Origin of the sequence: Methylobacterium sp. 092160098-2 (assembly GCF_028920805.1) — a bacterium.
Classification (GTDB): Bacteria; Pseudomonadota; Alphaproteobacteria; order Rhizobiales; family Beijerinckiaceae; genus Methylobacterium; species Methylobacterium fujisawaense.
This window is the reverse complement of the sequence record NZ_JAQPZJ010000001.1, coordinates 1,536,925-1,549,827: the sequence shown is the minus strand read 5'-3', so window position 1 is coordinate 1,549,827 and position 12,903 is coordinate 1,536,925. Positions and strand designations below refer to the sequence as shown.

General features: G+C 69.3%; 21 protein-coding genes. 14 read left to right on the top strand and 7 right to left on the bottom strand.

Going from position 1 to position 12,903, the window contains the following annotated elements; translation table 11 throughout:
* Nucleotides 1-122: 122 nt before the first annotated feature.
* Complete coding sequence (locus PQI07_RS07290) at nucleotides 123-704, top strand: hypothetical protein (protein ID WP_236952777.1); 582 nt, start codon at nucleotides 123-125, stop codon at nucleotides 702-704.
* Between the two features lie 147 nt (nucleotides 705-851).
* Here the strand turns inward: PQI07_RS07290 and PQI07_RS07285 are convergent, their stop codons facing one another.
* Nucleotides 852-1,040 carry a con-10 family general stress protein gene (locus PQI07_RS07285; protein ID WP_043349455.1) on the bottom strand — a complete coding sequence of 63 codons (189 nt, stop codon included), beginning with the start codon at nucleotides 1,038-1,040 and terminating at the stop codon, nucleotides 852-854.
* Between the two features lie 243 nt (nucleotides 1,041-1,283).
* Here PQI07_RS07285 and PQI07_RS07280 point away from each other — a divergent pair, with 243 nt between their 5' ends.
* On the top strand, nucleotides 1,284-1,490 hold the full coding sequence (locus PQI07_RS07280) for a hypothetical protein (RefSeq protein ID WP_274926356.1): 207 nt from the start codon (nucleotides 1,284-1,286) through the stop codon (nucleotides 1,488-1,490).
* 18 nt (nucleotides 1,491-1,508) lie between these two features.
* On the opposite strand, the gene PQI07_RS07275 is transcribed toward PQI07_RS07280, so the two are convergent.
* The gene (locus tag PQI07_RS07275) at nucleotides 1,509-2,324 is read right to left on the bottom strand and encodes an SCO family protein (protein WP_274926355.1); all 816 of its coding nucleotides are present in this window, start codon (nucleotides 2,322-2,324) and stop codon (nucleotides 1,509-1,511) included.
* Between the two features lie 79 nt (nucleotides 2,325-2,403).
* Here PQI07_RS07275 and PQI07_RS07270 point away from each other — a divergent pair, with 79 nt between their 5' ends.
* The gene (locus PQI07_RS07270; protein ID WP_043349450.1) at nucleotides 2,404-2,847 is read left to right on the top strand and encodes a cyclic nucleotide-binding domain-containing protein; all 444 of its coding nucleotides are present in this window, start codon (nucleotides 2,404-2,406) and stop codon (nucleotides 2,845-2,847) included.
* Here PQI07_RS07270 and PQI07_RS07265 read toward each other — a convergent pair whose 3' ends face one another.
* Entirely contained in the window at nucleotides 2,848-3,288 is a 441-nt protein-coding gene (locus PQI07_RS07265; protein WP_274926354.1) for a VOC family protein, read from the bottom strand.
* Between the two features lie 171 nt (nucleotides 3,289-3,459).
* Between PQI07_RS07265 and PQI07_RS07260 the strand changes: the two genes are divergently transcribed.
* Complete coding sequence (locus PQI07_RS07260; RefSeq protein WP_043349444.1) at nucleotides 3,460-4,140, top strand: L,D-transpeptidase; 681 nt, start codon at nucleotides 3,460-3,462, stop codon at nucleotides 4,138-4,140.
* A 46-nt stretch (nucleotides 4,141-4,186) separates the two neighbouring features.
* Here the strand turns inward: PQI07_RS07260 and PQI07_RS07255 are convergent, their stop codons facing one another.
* A complete protein-coding gene (locus tag PQI07_RS07255) occupies nucleotides 4,187-4,447 on the bottom strand; it encodes a hypothetical protein (RefSeq protein WP_182591275.1) in 261 nt (86 codons plus the stop codon).
* A 209-nt stretch (nucleotides 4,448-4,656) separates the two neighbouring features.
* Here PQI07_RS07255 and PQI07_RS07250 point away from each other — a divergent pair, with 209 nt between their 5' ends.
* Nucleotides 4,657-5,160, top strand: a complete 504-nt coding sequence (locus PQI07_RS07250) for a thermonuclease family protein (protein ID WP_043386014.1) — start codon at nucleotides 4,657-4,659, stop codon at nucleotides 5,158-5,160.
* A gap of 13 nt (nucleotides 5,161-5,173) precedes the next feature.
* On the opposite strand, the gene PQI07_RS07245 is transcribed toward PQI07_RS07250, so the two are convergent.
* Nucleotides 5,174-6,292, bottom strand: coding sequence for an AI-2E family transporter (locus tag PQI07_RS07245; protein ID WP_043350201.1), 1,119 nt, complete (start codon nucleotides 6,290-6,292; stop codon nucleotides 5,174-5,176).
* Between the two features lie 302 nt (nucleotides 6,293-6,594).
* Between PQI07_RS07245 and PQI07_RS07240 the strand changes: the two genes are divergently transcribed.
* The 6 genes from PQI07_RS07240 (at nucleotide 6,595) to PQI07_RS07215 (ending at nucleotide 9,848) form a co-directional block, all read left to right on the top strand.
* A complete protein-coding gene (locus PQI07_RS07240) occupies nucleotides 6,595-6,903 on the top strand; it encodes an acyl carrier protein (RefSeq protein WP_010683687.1) in 309 nt (102 codons plus the stop codon).
* 22 nt (nucleotides 6,904-6,925) lie between these two features.
* Nucleotides 6,926-7,405, top strand: coding sequence for a 3-hydroxyacyl-ACP dehydratase FabZ family protein (locus tag PQI07_RS07235; RefSeq protein ID WP_043350198.1), 480 nt, complete (start codon nucleotides 6,926-6,928; stop codon nucleotides 7,403-7,405).
* A gap of 7 nt (nucleotides 7,406-7,412) precedes the next feature.
* Nucleotides 7,413-8,540 carry a beta-ketoacyl-ACP synthase gene (locus PQI07_RS07230; protein WP_274926353.1) on the top strand — a complete coding sequence of 376 codons (1,128 nt, stop codon included), beginning with the start codon at nucleotides 7,413-7,415 and terminating at the stop codon, nucleotides 8,538-8,540.
* Nucleotides 8,541-8,910: 370 nt separating this feature from the next.
* Complete coding sequence (locus tag PQI07_RS07225; protein ID WP_010683690.1) at nucleotides 8,911-9,120, top strand: cold-shock protein; 210 nt, start codon at nucleotides 8,911-8,913, stop codon at nucleotides 9,118-9,120.
* A gap of 123 nt (nucleotides 9,121-9,243) precedes the next feature.
* Complete coding sequence (locus PQI07_RS07220; protein WP_043350195.1) at nucleotides 9,244-9,612, top strand: DUF6481 family protein; 369 nt, start codon at nucleotides 9,244-9,246, stop codon at nucleotides 9,610-9,612.
* Between the two features lie 35 nt (nucleotides 9,613-9,647).
* Entirely contained in the window at nucleotides 9,648-9,848 is a 201-nt protein-coding gene (locus PQI07_RS07215; protein WP_043350192.1) for a hypothetical protein, read from the top strand.
* 12 nt (nucleotides 9,849-9,860) lie between these two features.
* On the opposite strand, the gene PQI07_RS07210 is transcribed toward PQI07_RS07215, so the two are convergent.
* Nucleotides 9,861-10,343, bottom strand: coding sequence for a GNAT family N-acetyltransferase (locus PQI07_RS07210; RefSeq protein WP_274927694.1), 483 nt, complete (start codon nucleotides 10,341-10,343; stop codon nucleotides 9,861-9,863).
* A gap of 2 nt (nucleotides 10,344-10,345) precedes the next feature.
* Nucleotides 10,346-11,113, bottom strand: a complete 768-nt coding sequence (locus PQI07_RS07205) for an NAD kinase (RefSeq protein WP_043350190.1) — start codon at nucleotides 11,111-11,113, stop codon at nucleotides 10,346-10,348.
* A 143-nt stretch (nucleotides 11,114-11,256) separates the two neighbouring features.
* On the opposite strand from PQI07_RS07205, the gene cutA reads away from it, so the two are divergent.
* The 3 genes from cutA to PQI07_RS07190 all read left to right on the top strand — a co-directional run bounded on the left by cutA (nucleotide 11,257) and on the right by PQI07_RS07190 (nucleotide 12,903).
* Complete coding sequence (gene cutA / locus PQI07_RS07200; protein ID WP_274926352.1) at nucleotides 11,257-11,610, top strand: divalent-cation tolerance protein CutA; 354 nt, start codon at nucleotides 11,257-11,259, stop codon at nucleotides 11,608-11,610.
* Nucleotides 11,611-11,676: 66 nt separating this feature from the next.
* The gene (locus PQI07_RS07195; protein WP_274926351.1) at nucleotides 11,677-12,231 is read left to right on the top strand and encodes a hypothetical protein; all 555 of its coding nucleotides are present in this window, start codon (nucleotides 11,677-11,679) and stop codon (nucleotides 12,229-12,231) included.
* 84 nt (nucleotides 12,232-12,315) lie between these two features.
* Nucleotides 12,316-12,903 carry a cupin domain-containing protein gene (locus PQI07_RS07190; RefSeq protein ID WP_244447714.1) on the top strand — a complete coding sequence of 196 codons (588 nt, stop codon included), beginning with the start codon at nucleotides 12,316-12,318 and terminating at the stop codon, nucleotides 12,901-12,903.

Genomic DNA, 12,903 nt, shown 5'->3' with positions numbered 1-12,903 from the left:
GGACATCCCGGATGCAGGCGCAAAAAAACGGGCCGGAGAAGTCTCCAGCCCGTCGCGAAGGTTCCGGCCGATGCACAAGGGGAATGCGGGGAGGACCAGGTGGCCGGGTGCAGAGAAAACGGATGCCGGACCGGGAGGTTCCAGCAAACGCACTTTTTCTGATGCGGTGGCCTTTTGGCCACATGTGGATGGTGTGGATTGCGGGCGTGCGCCGCCGCACCAACGGCCGGGCTGTCATCGAATACTCAGGATACGTAGGCGCGTCACAGTCTAGGAACCTGCGATTGCAGGGCGCGTTATACGAACATCCTGTCAAGCTCTCGCATGAGGTCGGGGCAATGCTGCGGTCTGGTTTCCTCCTGGGCGTGAGTGCTCCTGCCGCTCTTCTCACCGTCCTCGTCCAGCCGGTCGTGCGCGACACGGCGGATCGTTGGGTGCCCCCGGTGCCCACCGCCCAGACGGCGCAGATTCCGCTGCCGGGGATGCGGCCGGTCTCCATCGCGCTCAGCCCGACGCGGGTCGCGGGCGTTCAGAAGGCCGACGGTCGGATTGCCCCGGTGGCAGGGGAAGCCCAGGATCTGGAGATCAAGCCGATCCTGCGTCAGCCGCCCCGGCGTATGGTCCGCGAAGGCTGCGAGACGGCGCTGAGCTCCCTGGTCGGGCCCGAGGCGCGCCGCATGACCCCCGGGCGTTGCATTTCCTGATCGTTGCCCCCCGGATCCCGTAACGCAAAAGGCCCTGTCACCATGGCGGGGCCTTTTGCGTTGGTGTGCCGTGTTGGCATAGCCGAAACGAAAACGGCGCCGGTCCGAAGACGCGGCGCCGCTACGCGATACGCGTGAGCCGATGCCTCACTCGGCCCGGCCTGTCCCCGTGGACTGACCGCCCTTGCGACCGGCGGACGAGGCCAATTCGCGATCCTGCGAAAAGGACCGCTTCTCTGCCGGCACGCTGCGGCCGCCCTTGCTGGCGATCTCGCGCTGCCGCTCGAGGTTCATCGAGGCAAAGCCCCGCTTCGAGGTCGAATTTCCGGATGCCATCAGTTCCTCCTCAGGCTTCGCTTCACCCCGCAACAACCTTCAGCAATAACCAAGGTTCCTATCCCGAGACCTGCTCAAGCTTCCGCCAGCTAAGCTTGGCAGCAACCCGGACTTGTGTCGGGCGTTGGTCGACGTTCGACCTTGGTCGACATCCGCGGCCGTGTCGGCATGACCGGAGCCACGGCGACTTGGTCCGGGAGGCGGTGCGACAGTGCGGCCGCAGAAAGAGATGGGGTATCGCGCATGACGAACCGCAACATGGTCAAGGATCCTGTCCCGGGCACGGCGACGGAGCGGCCGAACACGCCGCCGATGCCGCCGATGCCGGCCGCGGAAGATTCCGCCACGCCAACCACCCGTGAGGAGCCCACCGACTCGCCCCATCTGAATGCCAGCCTCAAGCACGAGGCGCCCGCTCCCGGACGCCAGGGCCTCTCAACCGAGCGCTGATCCAGGCCGAAGCCGCCCTTAAGCCTGCCGCCGGTGCGTGAGGCGGATCAGAGCGGCGATCAGGAGGGCGATTGCCAGGATGGTGACGATCCCGGCCCCCGTCAGGATCCGCTGGATGAGCGGCGTATAGAGACCCCGTGCGGCATCGTAACCGTAGCAGAGCAGCGTGAGCCGGTCGGCGAGGCTGCCGACCCGGCCTTCGCCGGCCTCGGTCAGGGCGAGGCGGAGATCCCGCCCGGTCAGGGCGAGGGGCGACAGCACCTGTGCCACCCGGCCGTCGGCGGCGAGAAGAATGGCCGCCGCCGGATGGGCGAAGCTGTCGGTGCCGGCATCATAGACGGCCTGATAGCCCAGGGCGCCGGTGAGGCGCGCGAGGGCCGCGTCCGAGGCGATCAGCGCCCGGGGGCGGGCCGATGCATCCCGGTCTCCCAGCGTATCCGCGAGCATGCGGCGCGCGGCCGCGGAATCGTCGCGCGGGTCGATCCCGACTAGGACGAGCCCGTAATCGTCCCGCGGGAGTCCTGTCGCCGCGAGGGCCTCCACCGACATCGACACCATCGGGTCGCATACATTGCCGCAGGTGTAATCGACCGGCAGCAGCAGGGCGGCCCGACCGTCGAGGGCCTTGCCCAGGGTGGTGGGCTGCCCGGTGCGCGCATCGGTGACCGCAAGGTCGAGCGGGACGCGGGCCCCCGGGGGCGGCGTGACCGCGACACGGGCGAGATCGGCCTGGACCAGCCGGGCTGCGGCCGGCCTCGACCCCAGGATGAGGCCGAGTGCCAGCAGGGCGCCGAGACCACACCGCCAAGTTGCGTCCAGTGCAGGGCTGGACAAGTGCCTGACGAACCGCATGGATATACGGGCCCGTCCGGCCCCGCCGTCCTGGGCGTGAGACCCGTCGCGGAGCCCCCGAATGACCCTCGACACCGAGGTTTCCTCCCTGAAGCAGGTGCCGCTGTTCCGCGAGGTGGAACCGTCGCGCCTGAAGCTTCTGGCCTTCACCAGCGAGCGGGTGCATTTCGAGCCGGGGCAACGCTTCTTCGCCCGCGGCGATGTGGCGGATGCAGCCTACGTGATCCTCTCGGGCACCGCGGAGGTCAGCATCGATGGCCCCGCCGGCCCGGTGCGCCTGGCGTTGCTGGGCCAGGATGCCCTGGTCGGCGAGATGGGCATCCTGGCCGAGCAGCCCCGGTCCGCCACCGTGACGGCGCAATCCGCGGTGACCGCCCTGCGCATCGACCGCGGCGTCTTCCTGGAACTGCTGGCACAGTTTCCCCAGATCAGCATCGCCCTGATGCGCGTCCTGGCCTTGCGGCTGGAGCAGACCAATCAGGCGCTGGCCGAGAGCCGCGGCTGATCACGCTGCGTAAGTGATGAATTCCAGGAGCGACCCGTCCGGATCCCGGAAATAGACGCTCTGGCCGGGACCCGCGGCGCCGTGCCGCTCCACCGGCCCGAGTTCCACCGCGATGCCGGATGCCTCGAGATGCGCGATCGCCGCCTCGATCGGACCCGACCAGCGGAAGCACAGATCGCTGTTGCCGGGCTGGACGGGTTTGGCCGCCACGGGCACCGCCTCGACGCCAGGGCCATGGCAGTTGAGCTGGACGCCGCCGAACCGGTAGGCGAAGCCTGGGCCGCGCTCGATGATCTCGGCGCCCACCACATCCCGGTAGAAGGCATTGGATCGGGCCCAGTCGCTGACGTGGATCACACAGTGGTCGAGGTGTATCGCCGGGCTGAGCGGGACCTCGGGTACGGTCGTCGCCTCGGTCGGAAGAGTTTGGGTCTCGGGCATCCTTAACCTCCGCGCCGGCCGCAATAGAGCGTTGCCGCGATTCTGAATTAGGGCGCAACCGTGGCCGCGCGAGCCGCCCGCGCGCGATCCGCTGCGGCGGAAAAGCTACATCGTCACGGGCGCTGAGGCGGTAGGCATGGCGCGACGACCGTATCCCGCACGACAGGACCTATGATCGCCACGCTTCCATCGGCCTGGAGCCGCCTGCGCCGGATCGCCCTCTCGCGGATCCTCCTCGCCGTGGTGGCGATCGCGCCGCTGGCGGCCTGTCAGACCCGTCCGGTCCAGGTCGCGCAGGACGACGAATCCGCTTGGTACATCGGCGCAAAGCCCGACAAGCCCTTCGACATTCCCCTCGTCGATACCCAGCGGCTCGACCCCAAATATCGCCGGCAGCAGGTCAGCTACAACGGCCCCGAGCAACCCGGCACCATCGTCGTCGACATCGACAAGCGCCAGCTTGTCCTTGTTCAGGCCGATGGCACGGCGATGCAGTACGGCGTCGGCGTCGGCAAAGCGGGCTTCTCCTGGAAGGGCGAGGCCCGGGTCGGGCGCAAGGGTGTCTGGCCGGATTGGAGCCCGACGGCCACGATGGTCTCGCTCCATCCCGACTTGCCACGGACCCGTAAGGGCGGCGTCGACAACCCGCTCGGTGCCCGCGCGCTCTACCTGTACCAGGGCAACCGCGACATCCTGTTCAGGATCCACGGCACCAACGAGCCCTGGAGCATCGGTGAGCAGATGTCGTCGGGCTGCGTCCGGATGCTGAACGAAGACATCGCGGACCTCTACGAGCGCGTTCCGGTGGGAACCCGCGTTCTCGTCAAGCGCAACGGCCAATACCGGACCTGATCGGTCTGGCTTCCCCGACGTCGGCTGCGCCGCGCAAAGGCGGCGGTCAGCCGGCCGGCCTCACAGAGGCGGCGTCGCGTGCCTCTTCGGAGGCGTGGCGCGCGAGACGGCCGAGACCCTCACGATCCAGCGCCGGGTCACGCAGGGCGCCGTCCCGTACCATGCCGTCGCTCGCCAGGACCGCGGCCGTGGTCAGCCCCGGGCTCGTACGGGCGGCCGGTCCTTCCGGCCCGATCGCGAGGCCGATCCAGGTGAGAAGGGCTGCGCTCAGGGCCACGCCGGCGAGCAGGGTCTTGAGAAAGCTCATGCGATACAACGACGGCTCCGGGGCGCCGTTCCGTGGCGCAGCCCGCACGCAGGGTCGGAACGCTTTCGCAACCACGACGGGAGAAAGTCGGCGCCGGGGAAGCGCCGTCCCTCCGGTCGCCCGACAAATTCGCCACATTGGTCGTGCAGCGTGACGGCCCTCACACCGCTTTTCTTCGACGCCTTGCCTCCCGCGTGGACAGTTCCGTGATGATCAGACCGATGCTTGCCCTGCTCCTCCTGTGCGGCCCTGCTGCCGCGGCCGGGACGATCAGCGGTCCGGCAACCGTGATCGACGGCGACACGATCGAGGTGCAGGGGACGCGCATCCACCTGTACGGCATCGACGCCCCCGAGACCGCGCAGAGCTGCGAGAGCGCCAAGGGCCTGGAATATCGCTGCGGCCGCGAGGCCGCGCAGGCCCTGCGCGCGCGGATCGACGGCGGCGTCGTCACCTGCGAGCGGCGGGAGGGAGCCGTCGCCGGGCGTGTCACCGGGATCTGCCATGTCCATGGCGAGGATCTGTCCGCCTGGATGGTCGGCCAGGGCCTGGCGCTGGCCAGCCGCCACGTGACGCCCACCTATGTCCGCCACGAGGGGCACGCCTGGGCGACCCGCCGCGGCATCTGGGCCGGCACCTTCGAGAAGCCGGCCGATTGGCGCCAGGATCGGCGCCGGGTCGAGGCCACGGCCGGGGCGAGCGCGGCCGACTAGCGGGTCCGGCGGCTCAGGCCGTCGCGTCCTGCCCCTCGGTGAATTCCCGCCACAGCAGGACCAGGGCGGCCATCACCGCCGGGCCAACGAACAGTCCGAGCAGCCCGAAGGTCTCGACGCCGCCGAGGATGCCGAGGAGCACCCACAGGAAGGGCAGTTTCGTCGTGCCGCCGATCAGAGCCGGCCGGATGAAATGGTCGGCGACGAAGGTCACGACGAAACCCGCCGCAGCCACCACCAAAGCCGCCGTCACCGAACCCGCCGCCACCAGAAGAAGCGCCGCGATGGCGATGGCCACGGCGGCTCCGAACGGAATCATCGCCGCGACCGCCGTGAAGGCGCCGAGCAGCACGGGGTGGGGCACCCCCGCGAAGTGGTACACGATCCCCAGCACGAAGCCCTCGCCGAGCCCGACCAGCACGAGCCCGTCGACGGTGCCGTGCACGGAGGCCACCATCTGGCGGGCGACGCGCTCGCCGCGCGGGCCGAACAGCCGGTGGCAGGCGGTCAGCGACTGGTCCCGCACCGTCCGCCAGTCGCGGAACAGGAAGAACAGGGCCACGAGGCTGAAGCCGAACAGCACGATCCGGTGCACCACCTCGCGGCCGACATTGCGCGACGCCCCGAGCACGGAATTGTTCTCGAACCGGCGCAGCAGGTCCGAGCCCGCCTGCGCATGGCCGAGATTGTCGTTCCACCACGCGGTCGCCTGCGCGGCGCCGTAGGGCAGGTGCTGGAGGAATTCCGGCGCCGGGATGCCGTTCGCCTCGGCATTGCGGACGAACTCGGCCACGTCGTGGGCCTCGCGGGCGGCCTGGACGCCGAGGATCGCCAGCGGCGCCAGGAAGACCAGCGCCACCGCCGCCGTCATCAGCGTGGGCAGCAGGATGTTGTGCTTCCCCGGCGGGAAGCGGTGCTCCAGCCGCGTGTAGACTGGCCACAGGGCGATCGCCAGCACCACCGCCCAGGCCAGCGCGGGCAGGAACTCGTGCAGGATCCAGAGACCCAGGGCCGACAGGGTCAGCACGAGCAGGACGCGAGCCGCACCCTGGGAGCGCGCCCGCTCCTGTGGCGGGAGGGGTGGCGTCTCGATCCGCGCCGGCGGAGCGGCGGGCTTGGTGATCGGTGGCATCCGTCTGTTCTCCTGAGGACGCGTGGTCCTCTCGCCGTCAAGCTAGGGTCGGCGCGATCGGCGCACATGCGCGTCCGCGCACCCGGCGGCGCACGCTTGTGGACAGGCGCTGAAACGCCGGGGAAGCGCCGCGGTTGCCGCCCCTGACACCCTCGTGTAGAGGTCGCCGCCATTCGACGGGGCCGCGTACGAAGGCCCGTATACGCGTAGGGTGGCCGCACGGGGCGTTTCCGCCGGGCCGCCCGGGCGGCGAGGGGGCTCCCGCACGACCGATCCGGAATTCGAACAGCCCGCGAGAAGACATGTCCGACGAGCCCGCCCACGGCAGCGCCACCTTCGAGCGCGTGGCCGACATCATAGCCGAGACCGCCGACATCCCGCGGGACAAGATCACGCCCGAGAGCCACGCCATCGACGACCTCGGCATCGACAGCCTCGCCTTCCTCGACATCGCCTTCGCGGTGGACAAGGCCTTCGGGATCAAGCTGCCGCTCGAGCGCTGGACCCAGGAGGTCAACGAGGGCAAGGTCCCGGCCGAGGAGTACTTCGTCCTCAAGAACCTCTGCGCGCGCATCGACGGCCTCGTGGCCGAGAAGGCCGCCAAGGTCTGAACGCAGGCCGATCCGACCCATCATGCGCCTCGAATATTTCGAGATGATCGACTCCGTGCGGCTCCTCGATCGGGCCGCCGGCCGCATCGAGGCGCTCGCCCGGGTGCCCATGGCCAGCCCGGTCTTCGAAGGGCACTTCCCCGGCCATCCCCTGGTGCCGGGCGTCCTCCTCACCGAGACGATGGCGCAGGCCTCCGGCTACCTTGTGCTTGCCCATCTCGACTTCGCCCGGATGCCGTTCCTCACCGGCGTCGACAAGGCCCGCTTCCGGTCCTTCGTGGGCCCCGGGGCGGACCTCCTCGTCACGGCGCACCTGGAGCATGACGGCTCGGGCTACGCGGTCACCAAGGCGGCGATCAGCCACGACGGCAAGGCGCTGTGCGACGCGGAGCTGCGCTTCCGCACCATGCCGTTCCCGGACGGCCTCGACGCGCCGATGCGCGAGCGGGCGCGGACGATCGGCCTGTTTCCCGATTCGGCGCCGGCCGAACGCGAGCCCTGAGTCAGCCATGAGCCGCCCCGTCGTCGTCACCGGCCTCGGCCTCGTCTCCTGCGCGGGTGAAGGCGTCGATGCCCACTTGGCCGCCCTCGCCGGGGAGGCGGCTCCGCGCACGGACAGCGAGACCTTTGCGCCCTACCCGGTGCATCCGGCGCCGGCGATCGCCTGGGACGGCCAGATCCCCAAGCGCAGCGACCAGCGGCAGATGGAGGCCTGGCAGCGGCTCGGCGTCTACGCCGCCGGCCTCGCCCTCGACGCCGCGGGCGTGAAGGATGAGGCCGCCTTCAAGCAGGCGCTCCATCTCGTCGTGGCGGCGGGCGGCGGCGAGCGCGATTACGCGGCGGACGGGGCGATCCTCACGGGCCTGCGGGACGCCGCCGATCCGGGCGCCTACCTGAACGAGCGGCTGCAGAACGACCTCCGGCCGACCCTGTTCCTCGCTCAGCTCTCGAACCTGCTCGCCGGCAACATCGCCATCGTGCACGGGGTGACGGGCGCCTCGCGCACCTTCATGGGCGAGGAATCCGCCGGGGTCGACGCCCTGCGGATCGCCCAGGCGCGGGTGGCTTCGGGCCAGATCGATGCGATCCTGGTCGGCGGCTCCTACAGCGCCGAGCGGCCGGACGTTCTGGTCATCCACGAGATGGGCGGCTACCTCGCCCGCGACGCCTACCGCCCGGTCTTCGCGCGCGGCGAGGCGGGCGGCTTCATCCTCGGTAGCTGCGCAGCGTTCTTGATGCTGGAATCGGCTGCGCATGCGGCCGCCCGCGGTGCCCGTGCCCTGGCCCGGCTTGAGACGGTGGCGAGCGACCGGACCCGGCGCAGGCCCGGCAGCGTCGCCGACAGCCTCGAGGCCCTCTGGCGACAGGCCGGCCTCTCGAGCCCCGATCACGTCCTGTCCGGTGCCACCGGAGTCGCGCCGATCACCGCGGAAGAGCACGATGCGCTGGCCCGTCTCGCGCCCGGCGCGCGGCTGCGCGCCCTCGGGGACGTGACCGGGCACGGGCTCGAAGTGGCGGCACCCTTCGGAACGGCGCTCGGGGCCGCCCTCGTCGCCGGCGGCAGCGCCCGCGAGGTCGCGGTGACCGCCGTCGGCCATCGGCGCGGCGAGGGTGTTCTGCGCCTCGTTCCGGCCTGAGCAAGCCCGTCCGGTGCCTGCGTGCCGACGGCGCTAGTTCGTGCGGCCGTAACCACAGATTTCATGCGCCCAAGCCGCATTGAACTCCCTTATCTCGTTGTTCTCGCGGCCGTTCTGGCGTTGCTCAACCGCATTTTCCGCTGACAATTTCCCGCATCGGCGGGCCTGTTGCCGGGTGAAATATTTCCCTGCGCTTGCCAAAAAACCGCCGGCGGTTTATTTAAGCCGTATCGGCACGTGTCCGGATATCTTGGACCGTTACGCCTTCGCAGGGCGGTTCTGACTTTCCTATCGCTATCGGTCGATGCCGGCGCCTTCTCGCATGAGCGGGTGCCATTCCTCACTATGCCTGCGAAGATCAAGGACTTCCATGAGCACCGGAACCGTCAAGTGGTTCAACGAGACCAAGGGCTACGGCTTCATCCAGCCGGATGACGGCGGCAAGGACGTGTTCGTTCACATCTCGGCCGTCGAGCGCGCCGGCCTGCGCAGCCTGAACGAAGGCCAGAAGGTTTCCTACGAGCTGGAGACCGACCGTCGCAGCGGCAAGCAGTCCGCCGGTCAGCTCCAGACGGCCTGATCGCCGTCCTAGGCGTTTCTGTCGAAGCCGCTCCCTTGGAGCGGCTTCTTCGTATCTGCATTCTCTTTCCTTGCCTTTCTCTCGTGGGCGACGGCCTTCGCCGCGCCCGATCCAGGAGTGTCTGTGAGCTTTTTGAAGAATCAGGGTGTCGTCGATCGTCTGGAGACCGCCGCGAAGGCGCGGTCCGAGATGCTGGCCCGGTTCCGGGCGCGCCCGTCTGCCGATGATCCCACGGTCCTGGCTCGCCAATCCGCCCGCCGCGCCGTGGTCGATGCCCGCGAGGCCCGTGCGGCCGAACGCGCCGCCCAGCGTCAGGCCGAGCTCGAGCGCGCCGCTGCCCTGGCCGAGGCCGAGCGTCTCGCGGAAATCGAGCGCAAGCACGCCGAGCAGCTGGCCGCGCAGGAGCGCGCCAAGGCTCTCCAGGCCGAACAGAAGGCCCAGCGCGACGCTCGCTATCTCGCCCGCAAGGCGAAAGCGCAGAAGAAGCGCTGAGGCGCGGCAGCGGCAACACCCTCCAGGAGCCCGGCATGTCCCACAAGTTCAAGATCGGCCAGCGTGTCTGCCGGCCCCGGCTCGGGACCCCCGGCGAAGCGGGCGAGGTCGAGGTGTTCGAGGTCCTGCGGCTCATGCCGCAGGATCAGACCGGCGAGCCGAGCTACCGGATCCGCACGAAGGCCGGCGAGCGGGCGATCCGCGAAGGCGACCTCGTCGCGGCTGCGCAGCCCTGATCCGGGCGCACCTCAGAGCGTCCGGAACATCACCAGCGCATCGACCGGCCCGAGGTCCGGGTGTCGAAAGGCGCCCGGCAGCCGTCCGACCACGGCGAAGCCGAAGCTTTCCCATAGCCGGACGGCCCGGACGTTGGTGCTGACCACGAAGTTGAACTGCATCGCCGTGAAACCGCGCGTCCGCGCCCGATCGAGGGCATGCACGCACAGGGCGCGGGCGATTCCGCGGCCGATCGCGGCCTCCCCCGTCATGAATCCGCAATTGGCGACGTGGGCGCCTCCGCCCGCCTGATTGGCGCGCAGGTAATACGTGCCGACCACCGTCCCCGCTTCCTCCGCCACGAAGGTCTCGCGGTCCGGTCCGGTCCAGTAGGCGAGGGCTTCGGCCTCGCCGAGGTCGCGGTCGAGGGCATAGGTCTCTCCCGCCCGGATGGTCGGCACGATGATGCGGGTGATCGCCGCGTGATCGGTCGCCCGCGCAGGTCTGATGTCCAGGCTCACCCGAATTGCTCTCGCAGGATGCGCTCGTCGAGGCTGTGGCCGGGATCGTGGAGCAGCACGAGTTCAGTGGCGCGGTCGAGGGATGTCTCCACGGTGCAGACGCGGCGGAACTCGGTGTGGTCGGCGACCGCCGCCACCGGGCGGTGGGGCGCGTCGAGCACGTCGATCCGGATGCGGGCGTAATCCGGCAGGAGCGCGCCACGCCAGCGCCGGGGGCGGAAGGCCGAGATCGGCGTCAGTGCCAGCAGCTTGGCGTCCAGGGGCAGGATCGGGCCGCCGACCGACAGGTTGTAGGCGGTCGAGCCCGCCGCGGTGGCGACGAGTACGCCGTCGGCGATCAGCAGGTCGAGCCGGACGTTGCCGTCGACGGCGATCTTCAGCTTGGCGGTCTGGTGGGTCTGGCGCAGCAGATAGACCTCGTTGATCGCCCGTGCCCGGTGGGAGCGGCCTTCGGTGTCGAGGACGTCCATCACCAGCGGGTGGATGACGCTGCGATGCGCCGTCTCCAGATGCTCCAGAAGGTCGTCGTCGCGAAACTCGTTCATCAGGAAGCCGACCGTGCCGCGGTTCATCCCGTAGATCGGCTTCGGGTTGTCCATGAAGCGGTGGAGCACCTGCAGCATCAGGCCGTCACCGCCGAGCGCCACCACGACGTCCGCCTCCTCGGGCGGGACGTGATCGTAGCGACGCATCAGGGCGGCGGCGGCCTCGCGGGCATGGCCGGTCGGACTCGCCACGAAGGCGATCTTCTGGAAGAGCGCCATGGCTCAGGCGCAGCCGCGCAGGCGCGTCAAAATCGCCTCAGGGTTCACGTCACGGCTCCAGTCTGATGAGCGAACCGCCCGGTTGACGTCCTGGCTTGGCATGGGCCTCACTCTGACGGCACATGCGCAATCGGAGGCATAGCATGGAGCGTCCGCTCCTCGTCTACACCACCTTTCCCGACCTCGCCTCTGCGCTGAATATCGGCGAGGCCCTGGTCCGCGAGCGTCTCATCGCCTGCATCAACGTGATGCCGGGCATGCAATCCGTCTACAGCTGGAAGGGCGCCGTCGAGCGCGGCGCGGAGGTCGCGGCCCTTCTCAAGAGCCATGAGGGTCTCGCCGACGCACTGACGGCCGCCCTGAAGGCGCGACATCCCTACGACACGCCGATCATCCTGCATCTGCCGGTCGCCGGCGCGGACGCCGACACCGCCGCCTGGATCCTGGCGGAAACGCAGCCGGACGGCTCGGCTGGAGCGGAGCCCCAGTCGGCCTGATCCAATAGGCCGAGCCCGCGGCACGACAAACCGCTGTGCGATCACCGCACCCGGGCGAACACCGCTTTGGCACCGATCCGGACGAACGCGCCGGCCCACCGGCGCCAGGACGACCGGGCGGTCCGGCGCCGCGTTGCGGCGCTCGGCGATGCCGGCACCGAGCAGGCTGTTGCCGGCGACGGTGACAAGAGCCGCCGTCGCTCCGGCGAACAGGACGGCTGCCGCTGCGCTGAAAGCCGGGCGCGCGCGGTCGTGCGCTGCGAGCCACGACGAGGCGTATCCCGCGATGGGGAGCCCGGCATCCGAAGCCGTCGGATCCATCTGCGCCTCCGACCGGATCCTGCATCTGGCGGTCTGTGGGCGATGAGCGATTCTCGCCCCGATCTGCGGCCGCGGATCGGAGCCGAACCCGTCAGGTTGCCGGCCTCGCTGTCGGGCGTCTGTGGACAAGACCCCTGCGCCGTCGGACGCCGCATGGAGCGCGTGCATCCGGGTATTTCCTTTGCCTTGCTTCTCGGCGTCGTGAACAGATCTAAGTTTGCATGCAAAGGTTCGAGATTAAAGATCGATGTTTCAGATAAAGAAAAGCATCGGAAGTTCGTTGCACGCGAAAAAGATTGAGAAAATCTGGCGGCCGATTTTAATGGGCTGCGGCGCGCGTCGCGCCCGAGACAAAGCCGAGGGGAAACCATGGGATGGTTCAGGATGGCAGACCGCGCCGCTGCGGCTCTGCTGATGTCGGTCATGGGCGCCCTGAATGTTCAGGCGGCCGGCGATCCGAAGAAGGAACCGTTGATGACCATCGAGGCGGCGCCGTCCGGTCCGGCCGGTCTCGCCTCAGCCGATCCGCCCGCCTTGCGGTACGGGGTTCTCTATGCCGACGACAAGGGTCACAGCCATGTCCAATACTGTGACCTGAAGAATTTCATCTTCAAGAGCTACGCGCCTCCGGCAGCGCCGCAATACGTCGGCTTTCCGCCGGGGGAGGTGGCGTCGATCAAGTATGCGGTCCTGCCCGTCGGCTATGTCGGTACGTGGCACACGGCGCCGGGGCCGCAATGGGTGATCACCCTGTCGGGCCGCTGGTCGGTGGAGGCCACCGACGGGAGCGTGCTCGAGCAGGGACCCGGCGAGGTGGAGTTCAACGCCGACATGGGATCGACGCCGCAGGGGGCGGAGGGCCATGTCGGGCACCTGACCCGGCAGGTCGGCGATGTGCCGAACGTTCAGCTCATCGTCTCGCTGAAGCCGTCTTCCGGAAAGGCCCGCAACACCAACCCGTGCCAGCCCTGA

Coding starts and splice junctions, on each gene's coding strand:
- PQI07_RS07225 (WP_010683690.1), top strand. CDS start 8,911: ATGAGCACCGGAACCGTCAAGTGGTTCAACGAGACCAAGGGCTACGGC.
- PQI07_RS07270 (WP_043349450.1), top strand. CDS start 2,404: ATGACCCTCGACACCGAGGTTTCCTCCCTGAAGCAGGTGCCGCTGTTC.
- PQI07_RS07245 (WP_043350201.1), bottom strand. CDS start 6,292: ATGCCACCGATCACCAAGCCCGCCGCTCCGCCGGCGCGGATCGAGACG.
- PQI07_RS07250 (WP_043386014.1), top strand. CDS start 4,657: ATGATCAGACCGATGCTTGCCCTGCTCCTCCTGTGCGGCCCTGCTGCC.
- PQI07_RS07280 (WP_274926356.1), top strand. CDS start 1,284: ATGACGAACCGCAACATGGTCAAGGATCCTGTCCCGGGCACGGCGACG.
- PQI07_RS07190 (WP_244447714.1), top strand. CDS start 12,316: ATGGCAGACCGCGCCGCTGCGGCTCTGCTGATGTCGGTCATGGGCGCC.
- cutA (WP_274926352.1), top strand. CDS start 11,257: ATGGAGCGTCCGCTCCTCGTCTACACCACCTTTCCCGACCTCGCCTCT.
- PQI07_RS07230 (WP_274926353.1), top strand. CDS start 7,413: ATGAGCCGCCCCGTCGTCGTCACCGGCCTCGGCCTCGTCTCCTGCGCG.
- PQI07_RS07240 (WP_010683687.1), top strand. CDS start 6,595: ATGTCCGACGAGCCCGCCCACGGCAGCGCCACCTTCGAGCGCGTGGCC.
- PQI07_RS07285 (WP_043349455.1), bottom strand. CDS start 1,040: ATGGCATCCGGAAATTCGACCTCGAAGCGGGGCTTTGCCTCGATGAAC.
- PQI07_RS07265 (WP_274926354.1), bottom strand. CDS start 3,288: ATGCCCGAGACCCAAACTCTTCCGACCGAGGCGACGACCGTACCCGAG.
- PQI07_RS07215 (WP_043350192.1), top strand. CDS start 9,648: ATGTCCCACAAGTTCAAGATCGGCCAGCGTGTCTGCCGGCCCCGGCTC.
- PQI07_RS07255 (WP_182591275.1), bottom strand. CDS start 4,447: ATGAGCTTTCTCAAGACCCTGCTCGCCGGCGTGGCCCTGAGCGCAGCC.
- PQI07_RS07235 (WP_043350198.1), top strand. CDS start 6,926: ATGCGCCTCGAATATTTCGAGATGATCGACTCCGTGCGGCTCCTCGAT.
- PQI07_RS07260 (WP_043349444.1), top strand. CDS start 3,460: ATGATCGCCACGCTTCCATCGGCCTGGAGCCGCCTGCGCCGGATCGCC.
- PQI07_RS07290 (WP_236952777.1), top strand. CDS start 123: ATGCCGGACCGGGAGGTTCCAGCAAACGCACTTTTTCTGATGCGGTGG.
- PQI07_RS07205 (WP_043350190.1), bottom strand. CDS start 11,113: ATGGCGCTCTTCCAGAAGATCGCCTTCGTGGCGAGTCCGACCGGCCAT.